The sequence below is a fragment of the Vibrio sp. MOR3 genome (assembly GCF_001557775.1).
Taxonomy (GTDB): domain Bacteria; phylum Pseudomonadota; class Gammaproteobacteria; order Enterobacterales; family Vibrionaceae; genus Vibrio; species Vibrio jasicida.
In genome coordinates this window covers 207,855-231,599 of record NZ_LNRD01000007.1, presented here as the reverse complement: position 1 = coordinate 231,599, position 23,745 = coordinate 207,855, and the positions used below count along the sequence as shown (strand labels likewise).

General features: G+C 44.3%; 19 protein-coding genes. 13 read left to right on the top strand and 6 right to left on the bottom strand.

What is annotated here, in order from left to right:
* Positions 1 to 11: 11 nt before the first annotated feature.
* The 4 genes from ATB76_RS15550 to ATB76_RS15535 all read left to right on the top strand — a co-directional run bounded on the left by ATB76_RS15550 (position 12) and on the right by ATB76_RS15535 (position 4,442).
* Positions 12 to 410 (top strand): hypothetical protein, encoded by a 399-nt coding sequence (locus ATB76_RS15550; protein ID WP_038879342.1) that lies wholly within the window; start codon positions 12 to 14, stop codon positions 408 to 410.
* Positions 411 to 437: 27 nt separating this feature from the next.
* Positions 438 to 1,505, top strand: a complete 1,068-nt coding sequence (locus ATB76_RS15545; protein ID WP_061035643.1) for a class I SAM-dependent methyltransferase — start codon at positions 438 to 440, stop codon at positions 1,503 to 1,505.
* 8 nt (positions 1,506 to 1,513) lie between these two features.
* Complete coding sequence (locus ATB76_RS15540) at positions 1,514 to 2,758, top strand: NAD(P)/FAD-dependent oxidoreductase (protein WP_061035642.1); 1,245 nt, start codon at positions 1,514 to 1,516, stop codon at positions 2,756 to 2,758.
* A 490-nt stretch (positions 2,759 to 3,248) separates the two neighbouring features.
* Positions 3,249 to 4,442, top strand: a complete 1,194-nt coding sequence (locus ATB76_RS15535) for an MFS transporter (RefSeq protein ID WP_042604625.1) — start codon at positions 3,249 to 3,251, stop codon at positions 4,440 to 4,442.
* 325 nt (positions 4,443 to 4,767) lie between these two features.
* Here the strand turns inward: ATB76_RS15535 and ATB76_RS28470 are convergent, their stop codons facing one another.
* From ATB76_RS28470 to ATB76_RS15515, 4 genes are read right to left on the bottom strand one after another with little or no spacing between them, the layout of a single operon-like run.
* Complete coding sequence (locus tag ATB76_RS28470) at positions 4,768 to 5,274, bottom strand: hypothetical protein (RefSeq protein ID WP_179946839.1); 507 nt, start codon at positions 5,272 to 5,274, stop codon at positions 4,768 to 4,770.
* Entirely contained in the window at positions 5,259 to 5,516 is a 258-nt protein-coding gene (locus tag ATB76_RS15525) for a bacteriocin immunity protein (protein ID WP_061035641.1), read from the bottom strand. Before ATB76_RS15525 ends, ATB76_RS28470 begins: the two co-directional genes overlap by 16 nt.
* A gap of 57 nt (positions 5,517 to 5,573) precedes the next feature.
* On the bottom strand, positions 5,574 to 5,978 hold the full coding sequence (locus ATB76_RS15520) for a hypothetical protein (protein ID WP_061035640.1): 405 nt from the start codon (positions 5,976 to 5,978) through the stop codon (positions 5,574 to 5,576).
* 11 nt (positions 5,979 to 5,989) lie between these two features.
* On the bottom strand, positions 5,990 to 8,533 hold the full coding sequence (locus ATB76_RS15515; protein WP_240538040.1) for an S-type pyocin domain-containing protein: 2,544 nt from the start codon (positions 8,531 to 8,533) through the stop codon (positions 5,990 to 5,992).
* Between the two features lie 338 nt (positions 8,534 to 8,871).
* Between ATB76_RS15515 and ATB76_RS15510 the strand changes: the two genes are divergently transcribed.
* From ATB76_RS15510 to ATB76_RS15500, 3 genes are all read left to right on the top strand, one after another.
* Positions 8,872 to 10,563 carry a class I SAM-dependent methyltransferase gene (locus ATB76_RS15510; protein WP_061035639.1) on the top strand — a complete coding sequence of 564 codons (1,692 nt, stop codon included), beginning with the start codon at positions 8,872 to 8,874 and terminating at the stop codon, positions 10,561 to 10,563.
* 90 nt (positions 10,564 to 10,653) lie between these two features.
* Positions 10,654 to 11,070: a DUF5991 domain-containing protein gene (locus ATB76_RS15505; RefSeq protein ID WP_061035638.1), complete on the top strand. Its 417-nt coding sequence runs from the start codon at positions 10,654 to 10,656 to the stop codon at positions 11,068 to 11,070.
* A gap of 130 nt (positions 11,071 to 11,200) precedes the next feature.
* Positions 11,201 to 11,923: a transglycosylase SLT domain-containing protein gene (locus ATB76_RS15500; protein ID WP_061035637.1), complete on the top strand. Its 723-nt coding sequence runs from the start codon at positions 11,201 to 11,203 to the stop codon at positions 11,921 to 11,923.
* Positions 11,924 to 11,947: 24 nt separating this feature from the next.
* Here ATB76_RS15500 and ATB76_RS15495 read toward each other — a convergent pair whose 3' ends face one another.
* The gene (locus tag ATB76_RS15495) at positions 11,948 to 12,739 is read right to left on the bottom strand and encodes a 2,3-dihydro-2,3-dihydroxybenzoate dehydrogenase (protein WP_061035636.1); all 792 of its coding nucleotides are present in this window, start codon (positions 12,737 to 12,739) and stop codon (positions 11,948 to 11,950) included.
* 102 nt (positions 12,740 to 12,841) lie between these two features.
* Here ATB76_RS15495 and ATB76_RS15490 point away from each other — a divergent pair, with 102 nt between their 5' ends.
* The 6 genes from ATB76_RS15490 (at position 12,842) to ATB76_RS15465 (ending at position 22,942) form a co-directional block, all read left to right on the top strand.
* Positions 12,842 to 13,939: a hypothetical protein gene (locus ATB76_RS15490; RefSeq protein WP_061035635.1), complete on the top strand. Its 1,098-nt coding sequence runs from the start codon at positions 12,842 to 12,844 to the stop codon at positions 13,937 to 13,939.
* A 289-nt stretch (positions 13,940 to 14,228) separates the two neighbouring features.
* Positions 14,229 to 15,449, top strand: coding sequence for an isochorismate synthase (locus ATB76_RS15485; protein ID WP_061035634.1), 1,221 nt, complete (start codon positions 14,229 to 14,231; stop codon positions 15,447 to 15,449).
* Positions 15,446 to 17,065 (top strand): (2,3-dihydroxybenzoyl)adenylate synthase, encoded by a 1,620-nt coding sequence (locus tag ATB76_RS15480; RefSeq protein WP_061035633.1) that lies wholly within the window; start codon positions 15,446 to 15,448, stop codon positions 17,063 to 17,065. Before ATB76_RS15485 ends, ATB76_RS15480 begins: the two co-directional genes overlap by 4 nt.
* A 65-nt stretch (positions 17,066 to 17,130) precedes the next feature.
* Positions 17,131 to 18,021: an isochorismatase family protein gene (locus ATB76_RS15475; protein WP_038865588.1), complete on the top strand. Its 891-nt coding sequence runs from the start codon at positions 17,131 to 17,133 to the stop codon at positions 18,019 to 18,021.
* 33 nt (positions 18,022 to 18,054) lie between these two features.
* On the top strand, positions 18,055 to 22,002 hold the full coding sequence (locus ATB76_RS15470; RefSeq protein ID WP_061035632.1) for an enterobactin synthase subunit F: 3,948 nt from the start codon (positions 18,055 to 18,057) through the stop codon (positions 22,000 to 22,002).
* Positions 21,995 to 22,942, top strand: coding sequence for a hypothetical protein (locus ATB76_RS15465; protein ID WP_061035631.1), 948 nt, complete (start codon positions 21,995 to 21,997; stop codon positions 22,940 to 22,942). The genes ATB76_RS15470 and ATB76_RS15465 overlap by 8 nt, the downstream gene beginning before the upstream one ends.
* Positions 22,943 to 22,950: 8 nt before the next feature.
* Here the strand turns inward: ATB76_RS15465 and ATB76_RS15460 are convergent, their stop codons facing one another.
* Positions 22,951 to 23,673 (bottom strand): 4'-phosphopantetheinyl transferase superfamily protein, encoded by a 723-nt coding sequence (locus tag ATB76_RS15460; protein ID WP_038879384.1) that lies wholly within the window; start codon positions 23,671 to 23,673, stop codon positions 22,951 to 22,953.
* Positions 23,674 to 23,745: the final 72 nt, after the last annotated feature.

The following is a 23,745-nucleotide window of genomic DNA, read 5'->3' as shown; positions in this document are numbered from 1 at the left end:
AGGAAACGACCATGTCTCGCTTAAAGCTGCTTATCTCTGTGTTATTAACAGTGCTTCTTGTCGGTTGTGGAAGAGTACAACCTGTAATGAATGTGGAGGATACTCCAGTTGCTTATGATCTTCAAAATAAACAAGTAAAAGCTGCGATTGTGCAATCAGCAACAAATCGTGGTTGGACGATAGAAGAAGTGAGCCCAGGTGTATTAATTGCCAAAATTCACGTTCGTAGCCATTTTGCTGAAGTAAAAATTCCATATAACAACAAATATTATTCAATTATTTATCTCAACTCAGTAAATCTAAAAGCGAGTGATGGCAAAATTCACCGTAATTACAATCGTTGGGTTAACAACCTGAATGTTGATATTCAGAGAGCCATCGCACTTTTAGGTGCTGAGTCTCAACAATAATTTTATTAATAGTAGTTAGGTTTTTTCGTGTTAAATCAAAATATTGATCCATTCAACGCTTTTGAAGCAAAAACAGAAGCTCAAAAATTATCTTTCGCCCCTATTGTTTTCCAGACCGCGAGAACACTTCGAGATCTTGGCATTTTAGCTGCGTTGGATAGTGCGGGCTCAAAAGGCATGAATGCCGCAGAGATCGCAGAGAAAACGGGCGTATCTGAATATGGCGTCAAAGTGCTGTTAGACATGGCCATTAGCGCGCATATCGTGCTGTGGGAAAAACCTAACTACTCATTGGCAAACCTTGGCTTCTATTTGCTTTATGATGGCATGACGCAAGCCAACATGGATTTCACAGCAGACGTTTGTTATGCCGCAATGATGCACCTAACCGATGCGATCAAAGAGGGCAAACCGTCAGGCTTAAAAGAACTGGGTGACTGGGAAACCATTTACCAAGGGCTATCGACCTTACCAGAGCAAGCGAAGCAGAGTTGGTTCAAGTTTGATCATTTCTACTCAGACCGTTCCTTCCCATTGCTACTAAAAGAAGTGTTTGCCAACGAACCAAGCCACATTGTCGATATCGGTGGTAACACAGGTAAGTGGGCAATGCAGTGTTGTAACCACAATCAAGACGTTCAAGTGACGATTGTCGATTTACCACAGCAGCTTGAAGTGGCGATGTCGAACGCAGCGGATAACCAGCTAAGTGATCGCATCAAACCATTCCCTGCTAACATGCTGGACAAAGCTCAAACCTTGCCTGAGCATGCCGACATTTGGTGGATGAGCCAGTTCCTCGATTGTTTCTCTCCAATCGAAATTCTCAATATTTTAAAGAAAGTCAAAGCGCAACTACGACAAGGCGATACCGTATACATTCTGGAATTGTTCTGGGACGCGCAAAAATACGCGGGTGCTTCTTATAGCTTGAATGCGACCTCGCTTTACTTTACCTGTTTAGCAAACGGGAACAGTCGTTTCTACCGCAGCGATGATTTCCTAGAAATTGTCGAAGCTGCAGGCTTAACCGTGGCAGAAAGAAAAGACAACATTGGCCTTGGTCACACATTATTAAAACTACAAGCAAACTAGAAAACAGAATGAAAACAGAGCAAAAGCAAGTCGTCGTTATTGGTGCGGGCCCGTCAGGTTCTACCGTATCAGCATTGCTCAACGCACGAGATATCGATGTTGTTGTGATTGAAAAAGCCACCTTTCCACGTTTCTCTATCGGTGAAAGCCTACTTCCAGCGTGCATGGAAGTTGTAGAGCAAGCGGGCATGTTAGAGGCAGTCAACCAAACTGGTTTCCAATACAAAGACGGGGCTGCATTTCGTCGCAACGGCGTTTACACCCAATTTGATTTTACCGATAAGTTCACCTCAGGTCCGGGTACAACCTACCAAGTCCAGCGTGGGCACTTCGATAAAGTACTGGCAGACAGTGCCGCGCAGCAAGGGGTTGAAATTCGTTACCAGCACGAACTGAAAAGCATCGAATTTGAAGGCTCAAAGTCGGTTCTTTCTGTTATCGATGAAAACGAATTAGCGTATCAAATTGAAGCCGATTATGTATTAGACGCCAGCGGCTTCGGGCGTGTGCTTCCAAGATTGTTAGAGCTGGAAGAGCCGTCTTGCTTGCCACCAAGAAAGGCGATCTTTACCCACATTGAAGACAATATCACTGCCGAGAACATCGAATACGATCGCAACAAGATCCTGATCTCTGTGCATCCAGATAACCATGATGTTTGGTATTGGTTGATCCCATTCTCCAACGGCACCTGTTCATTTGGTGTGGTCGGTGAGCCAGCGTTTTTTGAAAACTACCCAGAAGACAAAATCGCAGCCATTAAACAGCTAGCAAGTGAAGAGCCTGGTTTGGCTGAGTTGCTTAATCAAGCCAACTACCCGAACCCAGCCGGTGAGCTCGGTGGATACTCGGCCAATGTAAAACACCTTGCAACATCGCACTATGCGTTGCTTGGCAATGCCGGTGAATTCCTTGATCCTGTCTTTTCATCTGGCGTGACCATCGCGATGAAATCAGCTCAATTTGCCGCAGACTGTATTGAGCGCCAACTCAACGGTGAAGCCGTGGATTGGCAAGCAGACTACGCCGATCGCCTGATGGTTGGAGTGAACACCTTCCGCACCTATGTAGAAGGTTGGTACAACGGTATGCTACAAGATGTCATTTTCTACCAAGAACCGAATCCACGTATCAAACAAATGATCAGCGCGATCCTCGCCGGTTACGCATGGGACGAAGCAAACCCATACGTCAAACAAAGCGAGCAACGCTTATCTACATTAGCGGAACTGGTAAGAAGCGAAAAGCGTTAAGGCTCAGAGCCGAAACTGAGTGATAGTCATCCAATATCAAAGCCCTGCTTGTGGAAGTGGGGCTTTTTGTTTTTTAGCTCTGCAGAGCTAACTAATGACGCTATGTTTTTCCAGGTGATGAAATCAATCTAATGATGAAGACGTGTTTTTCTTGGGGGACGGTATTTCTTCAGTCTAAAAAGCTAACTTATAATTGCCCCGTTTTGAGTTAGACCTTTTACTCATTAATATCCTATTTACATGATTTTAGATTAGCTTCATTTACTGTTTATTAATGCATCATTTAAATGTTGACGAAGGCATATCAAAAAGGTATATATTTTCTATGATAATTTTTAATTTAGTCTCATCTCATAGCAACCATCAGTCATCCCATATTTGGCTGGGGGTAGCTATTGCTGAGTGAATTTAGGTAAGCCTGCTCACTGAGAAAGTACCTTCAGCATAAACTCTAGGGCTTCGTAACAAATCAGTGTTCAAGGAATACCAAATGAATGATTGTTTATTAATTACACCTTTACAACAGAATCAAAAATATAAGTTGGCCATTTGCAATAATATAATTGGTAACTTTTCAATATGGTTTTTTAATACTTCAATAATGCTATTGCTTGTTGAGTATTCAAACTCTGCTTCAATTGGCGTGATGGCATTTATATCTATTAACGCTCCAATCGCCTTATTTAGTATTGCTTCAGGGATAATTAGCGATAAATATGATAAAGAAAATATAATTCTCATATCAAATCTCTCTATCGTTTCTTTTGTTTTTTTAATGCTATTTTTTCAATCGATACAATATATTTTAATAATAACTTTTTTCATTTCTTCGATAGCAGCAGTAAGAGTAATTGCAATACAATCATATATCGCCAGTGTTATCGATGTTAGTCAGCTTAACACCTCAGCAAGTGTAAATAGCATTTCTCTTGCTTTTGTAAGAATATTAGGAACCTTAACATCGGGTTACTTATATTCTCTTTTAGGCTTTTTTGAGTCATTGTTAATAATTGCTATTTTAATGGTGATAACCATACCAATATCAATTAAATCAGTTAACTACAAAGTAGAAAGAGTAAGAAAAAAAGAGCCAAAGCAAAGTTTTTACAATAGTATTTCCATGAACCAAGAATATAAGAAATGTTTATTTGATTCTGTTATTCTCTTTTTGAGTGGTAGTTCATTATGGTCATTAATGCCTTATATCTCATCACATGAATTAGGTTTAAATCAATCATTCCAATCACTACTAATGTCTCTAATGATTCTTGGGGCAGTACCCGCATTCCTGATCAGGGAGAGAATATCATCGATTAAAATTAATAGTTTTACATATAAATTAGTCACGATAACCCTATCATTAACGCTCTTAATAACTAACTTTTCTATCAGCTATTCAACTATAATCGCATCCTTTTTTATTGCTATCTTTGGCTTTTTATGGTCAATAAAGGTGACTATTATAAACCGAGAAATTCAACGTATGGGTAGAGAAAGAAACAACATAGGGTTAACTATATCAATATCATACACTTTTATGTACTTAGCGATGACAATAGGATCTTTCTTTTTTGGTCAGATAACAGATATATTTAGCGTGCAGTATTCACTTTCTATCTCTGCATTGATTATGGTTATTCTAATTTTTAGTGAAAGGCTGATATTAATAGGCAAAAGATTATAGGAAGATGTTGAATTTGGTTGTTTAATGCTGTTGGTCTTGCTCAAATAACATTTATCTAATGTGTTGAATCAGATCACGCTAATATTACATATCTGATATAAGAAAACATTGCCAATATCATAAGGGGGATGGTTTAAAAATCAAACATCGCCCTAATTTTTCTAATATCAACTAACCTAAGCTGTACAAACTTCCTAAGAAGCTTCTGTCCAAAAATACAGTAGTGATGTCTGTGCTAAATTTGTAAAAAGTTCAATCGCGATAAGCGAGAAAGGCGTCATTATGACGCCTTCTGTTTACTCACTGAAGCAAAGTAAAACTAATATTAAGCATCAACTTGAGCGTATTTGATGACTCGCTCGACAGTGATCTCGGGAACATTTTCAAATAATTCTTGCAGTATAAATACCTCTAAGAAGTAGTCATACCCTTCCGGTGAGCTTCCATCTTCTGGCTCTGCGCAAAGTAAGACGCGAGAATCTGGGCTCCATGCACTATCAATGTAAATCGTTAAATCAGGATCTAAATGCCTATTGTCTAATACTATTTGTGATAAATTCATTGGAGCAGAGGTGCCAGCAGTACCTAACTGATAATCATATTCTGGGTCATAGAAGTATTTATTAATCAGCTTCTCTATGTCTAAAGCTTGCGCGCCACTGATATCAAAGCCGCCAGCCCCGCTTGTTAGGAACTGAATATCATCTTCTTTTAACCCTAATACTTGAGCAATGACATCAAGGTGTTCTTTTTCGATAGCTAACTCTGAAACGAGTAATTCAGTTTGTTTGTCGAATTTTTCAATAACAATTTTCATTACTTTTTGAAGCAAGGAAGTCCCTGACTAGCACGCCAATCTTTCACTATTTTAACTATCCCTTTAGGAGTCTCTTCACCTGGGTTCTCTGGGTAGTAAATTAAGTCTGAACCTGTAGGATGATCCGTAATTGAAATGAAGTGTTCAAGCAACTTATCTTGATAATCATCACTACCCTTTGATTCAATTATCTCATCTAGTAAGTTTATAAAATCAGCTTCAGTATAAGCACTCAGTGTGTTTTTTCGTTTAAGCATGGGTCTTTCAGGAGCGCTCTACACTCGATCCCTAAAAAATTATTGTAAGATCACAAGTTAGCAACGCTCAATCTCTGCATGATCTAATCCATTGATATTTAATATATCCATAACGGTTTGACTGACTATTAACCGAAAGTCTTCAGTCAGACCAAAATCATCAACTCCCCCTTTTCCGTTTACTTTTAGCCAAATAAATTCAGGAACTCTGTGATCTACATAATCCTCGGACACCACGACATTAGCTGAATCAAACTCATAACCAGTAACACCAATATCAGAGATATTTGATGCCAACTTCTTAGTAACTAAGAAACAAGGAAAAGATTCAATGATTGAGTCACCGAGCCAAGAGTCAATAATAAACTCAAGGCTTGTCACTACAGGAGGGTGTGTTGATGTGTCTAGAGAGGTCGATTCTCCAAGCACTCCGGCGATTTCAGGCTCTATGATATAAAACATACTTTGTACCTTTATTTTTTAGTATCTAACTGGGGAGTAAATTCGTGCCCCCATTTGTTATCTATCTGTTCTGCATAATCTAATAAGTCCTGCTTACTTGCAGATGGGTTGATACGATAGAATCGATTCCATTCTCGTCTTATTTTACTCAGGTGAAGTGTTGAGTTCTTTTCTTTCGGTATGCCCCGCAAGTTTTCTAGCGAATGCATTTCTGATTCAGTAACAATATCAGGATAACGAAGTAAAACTTGTTGCTCGACAGCATGATGAACAACCACTTTTCCTTCGAGTTCAGGGTATTCATCGAAAAATGTCTTCTTATAGTTTTTGCTACTGCTTTTACCAAAAGTTGCATATACAACATAGAGCGGAGCAATGCCTGAGCTTTCAGGGAATACCAAGATCGCATCACGCCAGTCTTTCTCTTCTGGCGCAGGCGTAACGGTGACATTCGCATCGCTATCCGAGTGGATTGGCGTGACCAGTATATCGTCTTTTTCAAACCCATCACTATGATCTGGCGTGCTTTGCCAACTTGCTTCACCGTTTTCTTCTGGCGTCCAATAGATGGTGGGTCCGTTCTCTTCAATCGCAACAGACAGTTGGCCGCTGCTTCCTTGTTTCACGTGTTTGATAGGGATGCGGGTATCGTCTATGTGATAGCCCTGCACATGCGGATAAAACTCCCCATCTTTTGGCTCTGTTATGTGGACACGAATTCGGCTTTGCGCCGTGGTCACTTGGCGTAAATCTTGGTCAGTGTATTGGGTGTTATCACCAAATAAGCTTTGTTGCATGGCAAATAGAGCGCCAATGCCTTCTACTTGCCAGCGGTAGCCCTCGACGATTTTGTCTTTCAATGTGCCGGCCAGTTTATCTAACTGCATCGCCGCAGTTTGGGTTTGTTGCGTTTGTTCTGGTGAACCGGCGACAGCTGCGGAACTGCCTATGGCCATCTGTGCTTGTGTCGCCTGAATGGCTGGAATTACCGCGGGAACGGCTGCGTTCGCTTGTGAAAAAAACGACCATGAGCCAAAGTTACTGATGGACTCTTGCTGATCGCCAATTTCAATACATCCTTTTGGTCTGGTGCAGGATTTAGCGAACACGAGCGAACTCATGACGTCTTTTAAGTTAAGGATAGCCACATCGCCTTCTACGCAATCGGCGGCGTTGATGGCTCGATATTTGGTCAACCCAAGCAATGGATCGCTGTGCTGGTAATGACTGTTGCGGATGTTGTTGTAGGTTTGCGGGCGCAGTGGCGGAAAGGTGTTCTTTTTGTCTGGTGCTTGCTGTTGCTGTGTCTCAGCAATAACAATTTCATCACCGACCGCGAGTGACAGAGGATCGGACTCAAACACTGGGTTAAGCGAGAGCAAGGCTTTAGCTCCCATACAATATCGTTCAGCTATGCTCTGCCAGGTTTCCCCCGCAACTACGATGTGCGTTGCTGCGGTTTGTTCGGCTTCCGCTTCATCGTTGTTATCTTCTGAGCGTGCTTCTTCCGGCTGTTTAGCCGCATCAAATAGTGCGGGGATATCCAACTTAATCCCGTTTTCACTCAGCCAATCTTCACTGAGATTATCTAGCTCTTCACGCGTGATTTGCCGCTCAAGATAAATGATGTATTGGTTCTCGAGGATTTGGTTTGCCAACTTCCAATACACCAAAATAGCGCTTTGGTCTTTGGTAAAACCGCGCTCGTCATTGAGTGTGTCTTGTGTCGATTGCGTAGCATAAAAGGCCCATTTTTCTTCCCCAAGAATTTTGTATTCTTGGACAAGTTCGCCATCATTAAAGTGGTAGTAATAGCCTTCTGTAGGCAACCCTAAGCGTTCACCCAAACGCACGGCAGGTACGACAGGTATGAACCCCTCAACAGCCTTATGACTACCGGCTTTTTGTAAGGTGACTGCTTCCAATGGCGTCAGCCCGAGGTTGTCATCAGCTATATGGATATTTAGACGCTTTGGCTCATCGAATGCACATAACGCCGTGTAGCGTGTACCTTGCTCGGTATTGGCTTGCTCCCACCGCGTTACAGCGTTCTCATTTTCAGTTCTCGCTATAGCAAAGTCACTGTGCACCATTTTACTTACGGTGGTATCTGAGCAGCCAACTTCAAAGCTGTACTCAAATTCCTTGGTGATTTCCTCTTCACTTTCGGCTGCGATTGGCTGCGGCGTATAAACCCGCTCTAGCGCCGAGGTATCCCCAATACAAGAGCTGTACCCTCCCGTTGTTCTGGTGATTTTCGTTTTTGCTAACAAATTATCAGCGGCATCATCAGAGAATGCCGGGATAGCCTCAGAGTTTAGCCGCCAAGTTTTAGGGCCAACTGGGTCGTTGTAGCTAAGTAGAGCGGGAGTTTGAGGCGTATCACTCACGAGTACGAGCTTGCCTTCGTAGAGATGTTGCTTTAGCTGTTCAAAAGTAAGATGAGAAGGGGTGACAGAGGCAACATCAGCTTCCACAAGGTTATGGAGATCGCCCTCTATCAAACCGAATTCATGAGACATCACTTCCGAAAGCGGAAGAATTTTGTATGACACACTGATACCTAAAGTGAAAACCAATCATCACTCTAATCAGCAGAAAGTATGCCATTTTATTTTCAATAAAAATCAATCAATTGGAGTGATGGCAAGGACTTGAAAACCAATTTTTTGTTTATCTTGCCAAGAAGTTGGATATAAAACTAAGAAATTGTAGATTCCCAAATAGGTATGATTGCATCGCAAGCAAATCGCTTTACTCTCGGTGCTCGTTTGGTCCACTTTTTAGCGACAGAACTTCTAACGCAACGTTTCCTACAACTTTTGCACTACCTTCTAGTCTTTGCAATCAATAGCACTTACTATGTGTTCAGTTCAATTGCAGCCTTACCTTTATGTCCTCTACCTTCAATTTCTATAACCAAAATGCGAGCTCATTAGCGGAGCAATACAACTCGACGACGTTTGAGAACGTTCATGCGAGCTGGCAGGCTTTTTGGCCTCATGCAGGCGATCGGATCTTGGATGTGGGAGCGGGGTCTGGGCGAGATGCGAAATGGATGTCGGAGCAAGGCTGTGAGGTGATTGCTCTTGAACCAGCGGCATCTCTACTAGAGCTTGGTAAAGTTAAGACGGGTAATTTGGTTACTTGGCTTGATGATGCCTTGCCTGCTCTTGAGAAAACCACCAACTTGGGACTTCGCTTTGATCTGATATTGGTGAGTGCGGTTTGGATGCATCTTGCGACTTCTCATCGTGAGCGTGCTTTTCGTAAACTCTCTAATCTGCTTGCGCCTAATGGCCGCTTGGTCATAAGCCTTCGCCATGGAGAGTTTACTGATGGGCGCAAAGCTTATCCTGTCTCCGTTCAAGAGTTAGAACAACTGGCAAAGAACAGTGCGCTTATGGTAAGGCATGTCTCGGACAGTGACGACCAACTCAAGCGTGATGATGTTCATTGGCAGACGGTTGTCATGTCACTTCCCGATGATGGTTCCGGTGATCTCAACAAGGTTCGTCATATCATCGTGAACGACTCTAAATCGGCGACTTACAAACTGGCATTGCTACGAACCTTATTACGAATTGCAGATGCACATTCCGGAGCCGTTATTGATCGTACTGATGGTAAAGTTGCGATCCCTCTTGGTTTAGTTGGTCTGTATTGGATTCGTCAGTTTAAACGCCTCATTGATAAAGAAAACATCCAGCAGAACTCTAATGCATCAAAAGGACTCGGTTTCATTAAGCCTGATGGTTGGGACAAGCTTTCTCATTTAAGTCCGGATGATTTAGCAATTGGTACCATATTTGTTGGTGACGATGCTGTCGCTTTAGATAAAGCTATCAAAGACAGTTTGAAAACCATTAAAGATGGGCCAGTTACCTATACATACCAAGGTGACAAATCGAATCCATATTTTGAAATGGTACGTTCTTCTAAAAAGCATAAAGGTACTATCGTTGTTGATGGGGAGTTCCTTGAAAGCTATGGCAAATTTATTTTGGATGAGAGCTTGTGGGACTGCTTAAGGCTTTACCATTCATGGATTGCGCCGCTGGTGGTCAATCAGTGGATTCTTGAAATGCAGCGGTTTAGCTCAAACCAAGACCGAGGCATTGCCCTTCAAACCTATCATGATTGCTTGGTTTGGATTGATAAAGACCACGACACTCGCGCAGTACGCAAAAGGGTAGAGCAGTTGCGTTCGAATCAATCTGAGATCATCAGTGTATGGAGTGGGAGTAAGTTGCGTAATGAGTACCATGTTGATCACTGCTTGCCCTTCGCTTATTGGCCGAACAACGATAAATGGAATCTGCTGCCAACATCTAAAACTGAAAACCTCAACAAGCGCGATCGACTGCCCGCGGTGTATCGATTGAATGCGTCTAAACAACGCATCTTGGATTGGTGGGAACTGGCGTGGGGAGAATCAGAAACCCTGAGTCGGTCATTCTTTACAGAAGCGTCGTTGTCTTTACCGAATGTACCTGCTTCCTGCCAAGATTTTGAGCATGTATTTGAGGCGATGGGATTACAGATTCGTGGTGTGAAAAGCCGTCTTTGTATTGCAGAGTGGTAACTGGGTATCACTCGAAGTTTTGTTATTGTTAAGTGCAGCGATAGTTGGGTTGAAATACTCTCTCATTTTTAGCCAGAGAAGTGAGAGAGTATGATAATTAGCACAATCGGATTCGTAGCGGCGGCGGCCTTTGTCACTCCTAATTGGAATGGGATTTTTCATTGTGATGTCGATTTGGGGCAAAGTAACGCAGGGCCGTTTGTGTGGATTGAATATGAACTTCAGGTACAAGATGAAGAGTGCACATTTCGTAGTTTAGGCGTTCAAACTGATGAAAGGATAAAGTGTAAATTGAATAGGCGAGGACCCGCATTAGATGTGTTGTTTGAGTCTTATTCAAACGGCAACTTAACTAACATCCATGGTGTTCAAGTTTACGAACGTGATGCAGTATTAGTGCAGCTCCGACAAGATCAAGGTCGTATTGTCACTCAGTGGTTTACCATCCAACCTAGCGAGAATACACCACAAATTTCTCATTGTTTTCAACGTACAGAAAAACGCTGAGTATACTTTTCAAACAACCTTATTTATAAACTTTCCATTTCTTATAAAGCTCACAGATCCACCTCACATTTTTGTGCCTCATAACTGATACTGATATTAAAAGAGTGAGAAATGGATTACAGTTTGGGACATGTTTTCCAAATGTGGTTGTATCGTGAAAACGGTTTCTAAGCGATTGTATCAGCTATTAAAAATTGAAAAGCTTAAGCACAAAAAATATAAGGTTTTTTCCTTTCAAAACAAGCGGATAGATAAGAATTCGAAAAGCCTGAACATTTTTTTACCTTCATCTTTATTCCTTAAAAAAAGTGATGTTTCTTCAGCGTCTTTATCGGTTCCAACTACCGATGCCCTTGCTTGGGGAAATCGCGTCTCGGTAGAGTTCAAAATCAAGGTTAACGACATTTCTAAAGAGCTCAATATCGATCCTAATCATTTGATGGCTTGCATGGCATTTGAAACAGCAGAGACATTTAGCCCAAGTATTAAAAATGGATCGGGAAGCGGTGCGACAGGGTTAATTCAATTTATGCCTTCAACCGCAGAAGTTCTAGGAACAAGCACAAAGAAGTTGGCTAAAATGAGTGCTCTGGATCAGCTGGATTATGTCAAAGCGTACTTTATGCCATACCGAAATGACATGGCGTGTCTTGAGGATGTGTATATGGCGATCCTTTATCCTGCTGCAATCGGCCAACCGCCAACACATGTGCTTTTCAAGAAAGGCTCGATCGCTTATCGCCAAAACGCGGGGATTGACCGCAAGAACTCAGGCAAAATCACATTAGCTGATGTGTCCTATAAAGTGAGGCGCAAGTTAGAGAAGGGCATGCACCCCAAATTTTACGGTTAAACTTTCCGATATTTTGGCGGGGGATCAGAAGGTTGCTCCGCCATCCACTCTCAAATCATGCATGGTGATATGGCCAGATTTATCACTGAGCAAAAATTCAATCGCATTGGTGATGTCTTTGGTTTCGGCAATCTTGTTTAACGGAATGCCAATTCGATGCGACGCTAAGTTGCCTTGAACCGTTTCTCGCTCGCCATAAGATTCATTCCACATTTGCTCTTGCATTGGTGTTCTGGTTGAGCCGGGGCTAACAATATTGCAGCGAATGCCATGCTCTGCCAGTTCTAATCCCAAACATTGCATCCACATGTGCAGGCCAGCTTTAGATGTGCAGTAGGCAGACATCTTCACGCGTGGTGTGTCTGCGGCATTTGATCCTACTGCGACAATCGCGCCTTTTCTGCCGTTTTCGACCAACATTTTTGCAAGCTGTTGGGTGAGTAGCATGGTGCCTTTTAAGTTGATATCTAGGGTTTTATTGAGCGCTTCGTACGGCAGTTCGAGAATAGAGGCGAGGTGTAATGTACCAGCACAAGTGATGATGAGCTCAGGGATGATGTTATCCTGCTGAAGGTTCTGGCAGGCATTGAGGATCGCATGTGGTTCGGATAGATCAAACGGGAGCAATGTGGTGCATTGTTGTTGGTTGGTCGACAAGTTTTGTTGTAGTTCATCCAATGTTGCTTGAGTCACATCGCAAGCAATAACATGCGCCCCTTGGTCTAATAAGCTTTTAGTACATGCTAGGCCAATCCCTTGTCCGGCACCAGTGACCAAGCACAGTTTGCCGTAGAATTCTGAGCGGTTTTCACGCATCATCTTCTCCCTTTCGCGATACAAATATGAAATCTAAGTTGGATAGATGATAATGATTTTTGTTATCGTTGTCATGATATTAACAAGGAGGTATAGAATTCAATGAAAATATTAGGCTGGAAAATCAAGCCCTTGGTACTGGTTTTAGGGTTGGTTGGGATCTCAGGGTGTGAGTATTTACCGCACTTTGCAAAGGTCGATTTGCCGGAGCAAAAAATTGAACAAGTGGTTGAGCAAGCTAAGCCCGCTGATGCTGCAATTCTGAAGGCATTCGAGCAACACAGTTTTGTTGGGATTGGCGATTACCATTGGAATGACGCTTTTTTACGTTACGCAACGGAACTGGTTTCGACCGATGCTTTCTCTGACCAAGTCACCCATATTGTGGTCGAATTTGGTAATGCGAAATATCAACCTGTATTGGATAAATATCTGGCAGGCGGTGAGGTCAGCGAATCACAGCTGAATGAGGTGCTACGTGGTTCGATTTACTTTATGGCTTGGATGCCAGATGCGTATATCAACTTCTTCAAGGCGATCAGAGCGCGTAATTTGTTGTTACCTGAAGGCAAAAAAATTCAGGTGCATCTCGCGGAAGCGCCCTTTGAATGGGATGGTGTCGCGGATGCAAAAGTTTGGAAACAAGCGGCGCAGAGTAAAACGGATTACTTTTACCAAATTGCTCAAGAGCGAATTGAGCACAATGAAAAAGCACTGTTGATTTTCGGGGCTTTCCATCTGGTGAATGCACCGAAGGACTATGTCGCGAAAACGCAAGCCAGCGCTTGGCCGCTTGCGACTCGATTAGAGCAAGCGTTTCCTGATAGTACGTATTTAATTTGGCCGATGACAGAGCCCGAAGTCGTGCAAACCTTCCACAATGTAAAATCGCCAGCGCTACTCGAAGTGACGAATAGTCCTATTGAGCCACTTCGATTCATCGATTTATTACCTAAAGCGCGCTATAAACTGGCGGCAATGGATAAGATGGATGCCCCAGTCGGGGAACTGTTTGATGCGTTTCTGTACCTTGGTGAGAATACGCGTTCCACCGTATTTCCACGTGAAGTGATGGCAGATCGTGAATGGGTGAATGAGATGCAAAGGCGTGTCGATTTGATCGGAGGCAAGATGCAAGATCGCTTCAACGAGATACGATCGCTGAGTGATGAGAAGTATGGGTTTTCTGATAACGGGTAATATGGCTAATAAGCATTTCTAAGTAAGAACTATCACAACAGTCAATGGCTGACAGCATAAGGTGTCAGCCATTTTTTATGCGTCATTTTGAGGCTATTTTACTGATAAGACTAAAGAATTATTTGCGTTTTTCCATATTAATACTATGGGATTAATTTATAAAACTATAAACAATACGAATGATAATTATTATCAAAAGTGTTTGAATAAATGGTTTTGTGTGTGTAGTCTCACCTCTTAAATGAGAAGGAATCTCATTTGGAACGCCATGTTTAATACAGTTTGAGAGATGATTATGCTTCGTAACTCAACGGGAAGCAGCACTATGCTCACAGAGTTTCTTAATGCCCATACGGATGATGCTTCGTTCTTCTTTAGCTCTCCGACAGTGACGTTATTGACTCAAGGGATTGCTGCCGAATTTTCCCAACAAGTCAGGTTCTCAGAATTAGATACTCACATCAGCCAATTATTGGAATCGGCGAAGGAAGAGGGCAATGAAAACCCTATCGCTGTAGGTGTGATCCCATTTTCTGAACACAACCCAGTACATTTTATTGTCCCTGAACGTCTGATTACGACATCACCAATTCGACCGGATAAAGTGTCGGATGTGGATGGGTTAACGGATTGTCATCCATCTTCTATTCAACCCATTCCCGATCCTAGTGATTACATGCGTAGCGTTGAACAAGCCGTAAGGAGTTGCTGTCGAGAGGATGTGGAACTCGACAAAGTCGTCTTATCTCGCACCATGCAAGTCGAGACGGAAGAGGATATTGACCGCGCTCGTTTCCTAAAAACGTTACTCAAACAGAATCCCGGTGGCTACACCTTTTCGACTCGCATTGGAGGAAGCCATTCCGATGCATATTTAATGGGCTCTAGCCCTGAGCTTCTTGTTTCGCGCAAAGGCCCTCATGTTTGCTCCAACCCGCTAGCAGGCTCCCGTCGCCGCAGTGACAACGAATCAATGAACCAACAACAAGGTGAGTTGATGATGGAAAGCAGCAAGGATCTTCACGAGCATGCGGTGGTTGTGGATGCCGTCGAGAAAGCGCTCCAACCTTGGTGCCACAATTTGTATGTGCCGATGGTGCCATCGGTGATTGAAACCAAAGCGATGTTACACCTTTCGACTCGTATCGAGGGCATGGTTTCAGATGCCAATACCAGCGTATTAAAACTCGCGAGTGCATTGCACCCGACACCTGCGGTATGCGGTTACCCTACAGCACAGGCTTATGATTTTATCAGCAATGTAGAGCCCTTTGACCGTGGTTACTTTACCGGACTGGTTGGCTGGGTGGATGCCCGCGGCAATGGAGAATGGGTTGTCGTGATCCGTTGTGCTGAGGTCGAGAAAAAACGTCTTCGCGTTTACGCGGGTGCTGGCATTGTTGCTGGCTCAGAGCCACAAAGTGAACTTGAAGAAACCGGCAACAAGATGCGAACCGTGCTTAACGCATTGGGTATTGAAATCCGTGAGAACATGGAGGTGGTTCAATGAACCGCCCGTGCATGAAGGCATCAGGATTTACCCCATGGCCGCAAGAGATGACTCAAAAGTATCGCGATGCAGGGTTTTGGACGCAGCAAACCATCCCAGAGATGCTTGAGGCGAGCGCACAGCGCTATTCAGAATGCGTAGCTTTGGTTGCGGGCGATCAGCAATGGACTTACCAAACGTTAGTCGAACAAGTTGACAAGCTTGCTGCCGGGTTCCAGCACAAGCTCAATCTAAAATCCGGTGATAAAGCGGTTTTGCATTTGCCCAACGTTGGCGAGTTTTATTTGAGTTTCTTTGCCTTGCTTAAAATTGGGGTTCAACCCGTTTTAGCGTTACCTGCGCATCGCTATTCGGAGATTCGATACTTTTGTCATTTTACAGAAGCGAAAGTATTGATTACCGCACCTCAATTGGGCGTCAAAACCGCTGAGATAGCTCAACAAGTGGCCGCAGATTTACCGAGTTTAAAAACGGTAGTGTGGGCTGGTGAAGAGAGCTTAATGCCTATCGGTGCTCAAGCGCTAAACACACTGTTTTTAGAAGAGGTTGATGCTCAATCTGATGTCGCCGAAGACTTTGCTTTTTTCCAACTTTCTGGTGGGACAACAGGTACGCCAAAGCTCATCCCAAGAACCCACATTGATTACCTTTATAGCGTTAGTGCGAGCAATGACGTTTGTCAGTTCTCTGCTTGCACTCGTTACTTATGCGTTTTACCTGCTGCGCACAATTTCCCATTAAGTTCGCCTGGTGCGTTGGGCTGCTTTATGGCTGGTGGCATGGTCGTACTAGCGCCAGATGCCAGTCCTCAAACGGCCTTTTCTTTGATTGAAAAACACCAAATCACTGTCGCGGCTTTGGTTCCTCCATTGGCGTTGTTATGGCTAGATGAAGCAGCAAGAACCCAGCAAAACATTGCGTCACTTCAGGTACTACAAGTCGGTGGCGCTCGTTTTAGTGAAGAGGCGGCAAAACGAGTGAAGCCAGAGCTTGGTTGTACTTTGCAACAAGTGTTTGGCATGGCTGAAGGGCTGGTAAATTACACCCGTTTGGATGATCCAGACTCAGAAATTGTCACTACGCAAGGCCGTCCTATGTCTCCTGCAGATGAGCTTTTGGTACTAGACGAAGCAGGTAATCCGGTTCCGAAAGGGACTGCGGGGATTTTGTTCGTGCGTGGTCCTTATACCATTCAGGGTTATTACCATGCACCGGAACACAATCAGCGTTCTTTCACCGATCTTGGTTATTACCGCACTGGAGATATTGTCGTTATGACTGAAGCCGGCAATTTGCAAGTTGTGGGGCGGGATAAGGACCAAATCAATCGTGGTGGTGAAAAAATTGCGGCCGAAGAGGTGGAGAATCACCTTCTTGCTCATGATTCCGTTCACGATGCGGCGGTGATTGCGATCCCAGATGAATACCTTGGTGAGCGCAGTTGCGCGGCATTGGTGTGCAGAGCGCAAAATCCCAAGCCTATTGAAATCAAGCGATTCTTACGAGGTCGAGGATTGGCGGATTTCAAAATTCCAGATCGCGTGATCTTTGTTGATGTTCTACCCAAAACGCCAGTAGGAAAGATCAACAAAAACAAACTTCTAGAACTGATTTAATCGAACCATCACACCACGATATCAACGGTGTTGTGTGTATAAATAAAATTTTGGAGATTAGCCCCATGGCCATTCCATCTATCTCTGGTTATTCACTATCTAAGCCGATGCCAGAAAACCGCGTAAATTGGTCTGTAGAGCCAAAGCGCGCTGTATTATTGATTCACGATATGCAGCAGTATTTTCTCAATTTCTATGATGTCGATAGTGAGATGATCCAAACGCTCACTCATCATATTAAGCAAATTAAACAAGCGTGTATCGATGCGGGTATCCCTGTGGTTTACACCGCTCAACCGGGTGACCAACGCCAAGAAGACCGTGCCTTACTAACGGACTTTTGGGGACCAGGTCTGAAAGCGGATGATGATATTACGCGCATTTTCCCTGCGCTTGCGCCTTCTGAACAAGACATTGTTTACACCAAGTGGCGTTATAGTGCGTTTCAGCGTACTCCGCTTAAATCCATGATGGATGAAACGGGTCGTGACCAGCTGATCATCGTAGGTATTTATGCCCACATTGGTTGTTTACAAACCGCTGCCGAAGCGTTCATGACCGATATTAAAGCTTTTATGGTTTCTGATGCTGTCGCAGATTTCTCAGCGAACGATCATGAAATGGCACTCAATTATGTCGCAGGTCGCTGTGGCTATGTGTTGGATAAGCAGCAATTGCTATCTCAAATCAGCAGTGCAGATGAATTTGTCGGTGATGACTTTTCCATTCCTCAATCTCAGCAACATTTAACTCAGCAGTTAGCGGCATTGCTAGAAGTGCCAGTCGATGAAATGACGCCGGAAGATAGCCTGCTGGATTTCGGTTTAGATTCGGTTCGTATGATGTCACTGGTCGGTGATTGGCAGCAAGCTGGTCTAGACGTGAGTTTTATGGAACTTGCCGCCAAGCCCAGTGTGCAAGATTGGTGGCAACTGATTGAGAAGAAGCTGACTTAACAGCCTACGAGGAAGAGTAACAAAGGAATGGACATGTACGATTTACCTTATACAGCGGAGCAATTGCTGCCGCTTACAGATGCCCAAGCAGGGATTTGGTTTGCTCAGTTGCGCGACCCGGATAATCCTATTTACAAGACTGGCGAATACTTAGTGATTGATGGCAAGGTGGATGAGCCTTGTTTTGTTGAAGCGGTAAAAACCGCCATTGATGAAGTTGACTCATTACACGCGAAGTTTGTCACCACCACCGAAGGCCCTCGCATGGTGATTGATAGACAAAACTGGCAGGTAGAGCGAATCGACTTCTCGCAACATGATGTGCCACTTGAGTCTGCAGTCAATTGGATGAAGAAAGAGTTGAAGCAGCCCGTCGATTTGGAGCAAGGCCCATTGTTTATTATGGCGCTGCTTAAGCTTGCAGAAGATAAGTTTGTTTGGTTCCTGTCACTTCACCACATTGCTATTGACGGCTACAGCATGTCGTTGATCGCTTCGCGTATTGCTCATATCTATGGCCAACTTACGAAGGGAGAGCAGTTTGACGAGATCCAATTGGTGGATCAACACGCGTTGCTTAAAGAAGACAACGACTATAAAGCGTCGGAAAAATACCAAAAAGACCGTACCTTCTACTTACAACGTTATGCCGACCACTCTGATACGGTTAACTTAGCGGGTAAACCGACAGTGACATCTGATCACTTCTTACGCTTGAAAGGCGCGATGCCAGTAGAAGACTTCCAGCATATGGAATCGTTGGCGAAGCAATGCCGAACGCACTGGTACAGTGTGCTGATCGCTTCCATTGCTGCGTATGTTCATCGTATGACGCGTTCCAACGAGGTGGTGCTTGGTGTGCCGTTGATGGGGCGCTTAGGTTCAGTGGCAATTCAAACGCCAGCGATGCGAGTGAATATCTTGCCAGTACGAGTGAGTTTTACTCAAGGTACGGACATCAAAACGCTAGTTAAACAGGTAAACCAAGAGTTCTCATCTGTTCGTCGTCACCAAGGGTACCGCTATGAAGAACTGCACCGCGAATTGAATCTAGTAAAAGACAACCGCAATCTATTTGGCCCTTTGGTCAATATCATGCCGTTTGAGTATGAACATAAATTTGGCGAGTTGGCTTCGAAAGCGCATAACCTGTCAGCGGGGCCCGTGGATGATATTTCCTTCTATTGTTATGAGCTTGACGGTCAACTTCACATAGATATGGATGCCAATCCAGAGCTGTATTCTGACCAAGACATTAAAGAGCACCAGCAGCGCTTGTTCCACTTTATGAGCGACTTTTTTGCAAGCGCGCAAGCTCAAGACCCATCGTTATGCCAAATCAGTGACGTGAATATTCTTCTCTCTGGGGAGAAAGAAAAGGTCATCGAAACTTGGAATGATACCGACCACGAGGTGCCAGAAACGACCCTAGCTGCCTTGTTGGCAAGGCAACGTATTCTGACGCCTCATGCTCCCGCCCTCATTTTTGAAGGACAAAAGCTCAGCTATGAGCAGTTAGCGAAAAAAGTGTACTCCTTGACGAACTGGTTAACCGCGCAAGGGGTTGAGCTGGGAGATCGCATTGCGGTTTGCATCCCAAGAAGTGAAGAACTGATTGTCGTACAACAGGCGATTCTTGCTGCTGGTGCGGTTTACGTACCGATCGATCCAGATTACCCAGAAGGCCGAATCCACTACATGTTGGAATCTTCTGCACCGAAGTTTGTATTCTCGACGACCGAGCTACAAAGCAAATTGCCACAAGGTGTGGAGGTGAAGTTGGTTGATGACGCGACGTTGCCAACTATTTATAAGGTGGTTGAGGCATTACCACCACAAGTGCGTCCGGAACCTCACTCTCCGGCTTACATGATTTATACCTCTGGTTCTACGGGCAAACCAAAAGGTGTTGTGGTTACTCACGATGCTATCGTCAACCGATTGCTGTGGATGCACGACCAATACCCAATTGATGCCAAAGACCGGGTATTACAAAAAACGCCTGCAGGTTTTGATGTCTCTATTTGGGAATTTTTCTGGCCAATGATCGTCGGTTCATGCTTGGTGGTCGCAAAACCGGAAGGGCATAAAGATCCTACTTATCTGCAAGATCTTATCCATCGAGAGAAAATCACGACCTTGCACTTTGTGCCTTCAATGCTGCAAATCTTCGTCCAACAAGCCGATGCCAATTTGTGCCAGAGTTTACGCCAAGTTTTTTGTAGTGGTGAAGCGCTACCGATGGAGTTGGTGAATCATTATTACCAAGACTTTAGTGCGCCATTACACAACTTGTACGGTCCGACAGAAGCGGCTGTTGATGTGACTTATTGGCCAAGTGAGGCGAATGCGCAAGGTAATTCGACACCAATAGGCCGCCCTGTGTGGAATACCCAAATTTACATTTTGGATGATGCATTAAATCCAGTACCGCCGGGTGTCGTCGGTCATCTTTATATTGCGGGTCGACAATTAGCGTTGGGTTATCACGGCCAGCCAGAACTGACCGCAGAGCGTTTCATTGAAAGCCCATTCGGACCAAAAGGCAGCCGAATGTACTTATCTGGTGATTTGGCTCGTTGGCGAAAAGACGGGGCGATTGAATACTGCGGGCGTAGTGATTTTCAGGTCAAGATTCGAGGTTTCCGTATTGAGCTTGAAGAAATTGAAAACGCCTTAGCAAATCACCCAAGTGTCGCGCAAGTTGCGGTATTGGCGCAGGAATATGCCGATGGTGACAAACGCCTCGTAGCGTATGTTACGGCAGAAGATCCAGAACAGGGTGTTGATAGCAACTTGCTGCAGCGATTCCTTGCCGAACCGCTGCCAGAGTACATGGTTCCAAGTTACTTTGTGACGTTGGATACTTTCCCGTTAACGCCAAACGGTAAGCTGGATCGCAACGCGTTGCCGAAGCCAGATTTGTCTGGTCAGGTCGGTACAAAAGGGCCAAGCAACCTTGTTGAAGAACGTTTGTGTAAGCTGTTCTGCCAACTGCTTGATTTACCTGCGGTAGGCGTTGACGACAACTTCTTTGAACTAGGTGGTCACTCTTTGCTTGCCGCACAGTTGATTGCTCATGTGAAAGAAATCATGGGAATTGAACTGTCATTGGCAGCCGTATTTGAATCGCCGACTGTCTCTGGGATTGCCGCCAAGTTGAATGGCAGTGAAAGTGATGATGCCCTGAACATGTTATTACCACTGCGTAAACGTGAAGGGAAAGCGGCCATTTTCTGTGTACACCCTGCGGGTGGCTTAAGTTGGTGCTACGCGGCTTTAACGCCGATCATTCCATCCAATGTTCCACTCTATGGCGTGCAAGCTCGTAATCTGGGTGACCCTTCTGCGCCATTGCCAAAGAGCATGAAAGAAATGGCAGAAGACTACGTTGCCGCGATTCGTGAAGAGCAACCTTTTGGTCCTTACCATCTTCTGGGCTGGTCAATTGGTGGCATGATTGTTCACCTAATGGCGGGCATCTTACAAGAACAAGGCCAAGAAGTAGGTTTGGTTACGCTGTTAGATTCTTACCCTGCAGAGCAGTGGCAAACCATCCATCCACCGGGAGAAGAGCAAGCGCTCGGCGCACTGATTCGTATGGCCGGCGTTGAGTTTGATGAAGCCGCGCATTCCAGTATTACGAAGCCAGAAGTGATCGATATCTTGCAGGATGCGGGCTCGTCTATGGCGCATTTAAGTACTGAAACCATCACGGCGATGATCGATGTCGTAATCAACAACAACCAACGTGTCCGTGATGCCATTGACTATCAATATCAAGGCGATGTGCTGTTCTTTAATGCTGAGAAGCCACCAGAAGAGGCCTTTTTGGATCGCAATGGATGGTTCAAATACATGGACGGCGACTTGAAAGTGATTGATGTGGCCTGTATTCACCGTGACATGATGCGCCCAGATATGCTGCGTGAAATCGGTACGTATATGGTGAAAGAGTTGAGAGAGAATTTCGATGTTTGATTCGACAGCTCAATCTAAGCCAAGTGCGATGTTGGAGGGGATGATTTCCCCTCTGACTTTCTTCAAAAATAAGTTGGAATCAGGCGCTATTTTGGCGCTTGGCGAGGCACATTGGTATGCCGATTTATTTGAGCAAATGACCGATGTGTTGCTCGATCCTCAATTGGATGGGGCATTCACGCATTTGTTCATCGAGTTTGGTAACGCTAAGCATCAAGCGCTGCTTAACAACTACTTATTGGGAGAGGCGGTCACCGACACTGAATTGGCTGCCGTATGGTTAGATTCAATCGCTTTTCCTGCATGGATGCATCCGTGTTACGGCCAATTTTTTCATCGATTGCGAGCAGCGAATGCTGAGCGCAACGTGCCGATCAAAGTCGTGCTGACGGAGCCGTCGTTCAATTGGCAAGCCATTCAACATCCTTCTGAACTGAGTAAGTTGAATGCTCAACGTGACCAAGCCTTAGTGGACGGCGTTGAAAAGCTGCAACAGAAACAGGCACAGAGTGTGGTGGTGCTTGTTGGAGCAAGACACATTCTTAAGCGTTCCCCAACCTTAGGGTTCATGTCCAAACATAAAACTTTTGGTGACCTAGCGAAACAGAAGTTTGGCGAACAATATGTATCAGTTTGGCCACACATTTTACCAAGTGAATGGGGCAGCACTGAGCGGGGTATTTATACAACGACGCAGCATCATCTTAAAAAGAAATCGTTTCTCGACATTATTCCGAAAAAGCCACCGGTGAACCCTTACGCGTTTACTTCCCTTGAGCAGCTGGTGGATGCCTATTGGTATTTAGGTCCACAAACGCGTCAGTTAGATGCCAAGGGTGTCACAGTACCACCAATGTGGAAAGCGCTTTTAGAACAACGGTTGCCGCTGGTTAATGCTCGACAACAAATGGTGATCAAAAAGGTTATTGAACAAAAATAATGACACATTCATGAGGAAAAAAAGCACAACGAGAAAACGTATTGCTCGGTAAAGCAATAGCGGCCATGAAAGGAGAGATTCGGCAAGTTAGCCTGCAATAAAGTTCGATTCTCTCCAATCAGTTCGAAGTGAAATTGACCGGTGTTTTCAGCGTCCGGCTGCAGGGTGATTTGTGCATCTAGAAAGTCGAAATACACCTGAACAAACGGGTAGAGACATTTAAACAGGCTCTCTTTAATGCTGAATATCAGTGTATCTGGGAGGGTGTTGGACGTCTCCATTAATGCCTTTTCGCTCTGGGTGTAGATGCTAGAAAAAAGGTGCGAGGCGAGAGGGGTATTGTTTTCCACATCAATACCCAAACTCGGTACTTCACTTTTTAACGCACACGCTGCGAGGCATAGGCTGTCGGTGTGACTGATGCTGCCGCTGATGAGGCTCGGGAATAAGGGCTCTCTAGCTTTGCCTGAAAGAATGGGTACTTGAGCTAATTCAGAATCGTTTGATACCAATCGCTTTATGGCTTCTCGAGCGGATTGACGTCCGGCTCGGAATTCTCGTTGACGCTTTTTAACGGCTTTATGAATTTGTTGCTCTTCCTCGAGAAGGCCCACTTTATCGTACATATCGGGTGTGGCTTTTACGATGTGAACCGTTGGACTGGCACTTTCTAAGTGAAGACAGAGAGGGGCAAGAATGTTAACTAGCTTGTCGTTTTTCAATAGTGTCACTTTTCAACCTGTTGCAGTTCAAAAATATAATACAGCTCAAATGTAAATGCTAATACGAGTAATAATAATTGT

Bases quoted from the DNA above. Each gene is read 5' to 3' on its own strand.
- ATB76_RS15525 (WP_061035641.1), bottom strand. From the start codon at position 5,516: ATGCTTAAACGAAAAAACACACTGAGTGCTTATACTGAAGCTGATTTT.
- ATB76_RS15475 (WP_038865588.1), top strand. From the start codon at position 17,131: ATGGCCATTCCATCTATCTCTGGTTATTCACTATCTAAGCCGATGCCA.
- ATB76_RS15510 (WP_061035639.1), top strand. From the start codon at position 8,872: ATGTCCTCTACCTTCAATTTCTATAACCAAAATGCGAGCTCATTAGCG.
- ATB76_RS15470 (WP_061035632.1), top strand. From the start codon at position 18,055: ATGTACGATTTACCTTATACAGCGGAGCAATTGCTGCCGCTTACAGAT.
- ATB76_RS15480 (WP_061035633.1), top strand. From the start codon at position 15,446: ATGAACCGCCCGTGCATGAAGGCATCAGGATTTACCCCATGGCCGCAA.
- ATB76_RS15495 (WP_061035636.1), bottom strand. From the start codon at position 12,739: ATGCGTGAAAACCGCTCAGAATTCTACGGCAAACTGTGCTTGGTCACT.
- ATB76_RS15490 (WP_061035635.1), top strand. From the start codon at position 12,842: ATGAAAATATTAGGCTGGAAAATCAAGCCCTTGGTACTGGTTTTAGGG.
- ATB76_RS15550 (WP_038879342.1), top strand. From the start codon at position 12: ATGTCTCGCTTAAAGCTGCTTATCTCTGTGTTATTAACAGTGCTTCTT.
- ATB76_RS15505 (WP_061035638.1), top strand. From the start codon at position 10,654: ATGATAATTAGCACAATCGGATTCGTAGCGGCGGCGGCCTTTGTCACT.
- ATB76_RS15520 (WP_061035640.1), bottom strand. From the start codon at position 5,978: ATGTTTTATATCATAGAGCCTGAAATCGCCGGAGTGCTTGGAGAATCG.
- ATB76_RS15500 (WP_061035637.1), top strand. From the start codon at position 11,201: ATGTTTTCCAAATGTGGTTGTATCGTGAAAACGGTTTCTAAGCGATTG.
- ATB76_RS15465 (WP_061035631.1), top strand. From the start codon at position 21,995: ATGTTTGATTCGACAGCTCAATCTAAGCCAAGTGCGATGTTGGAGGGG.
- ATB76_RS15535 (WP_042604625.1), top strand. From the start codon at position 3,249: ATGAATGATTGTTTATTAATTACACCTTTACAACAGAATCAAAAATAT.
- ATB76_RS15540 (WP_061035642.1), top strand. From the start codon at position 1,514: ATGAAAACAGAGCAAAAGCAAGTCGTCGTTATTGGTGCGGGCCCGTCA.
- ATB76_RS15485 (WP_061035634.1), top strand. From the start codon at position 14,229: ATGATTATGCTTCGTAACTCAACGGGAAGCAGCACTATGCTCACAGAG.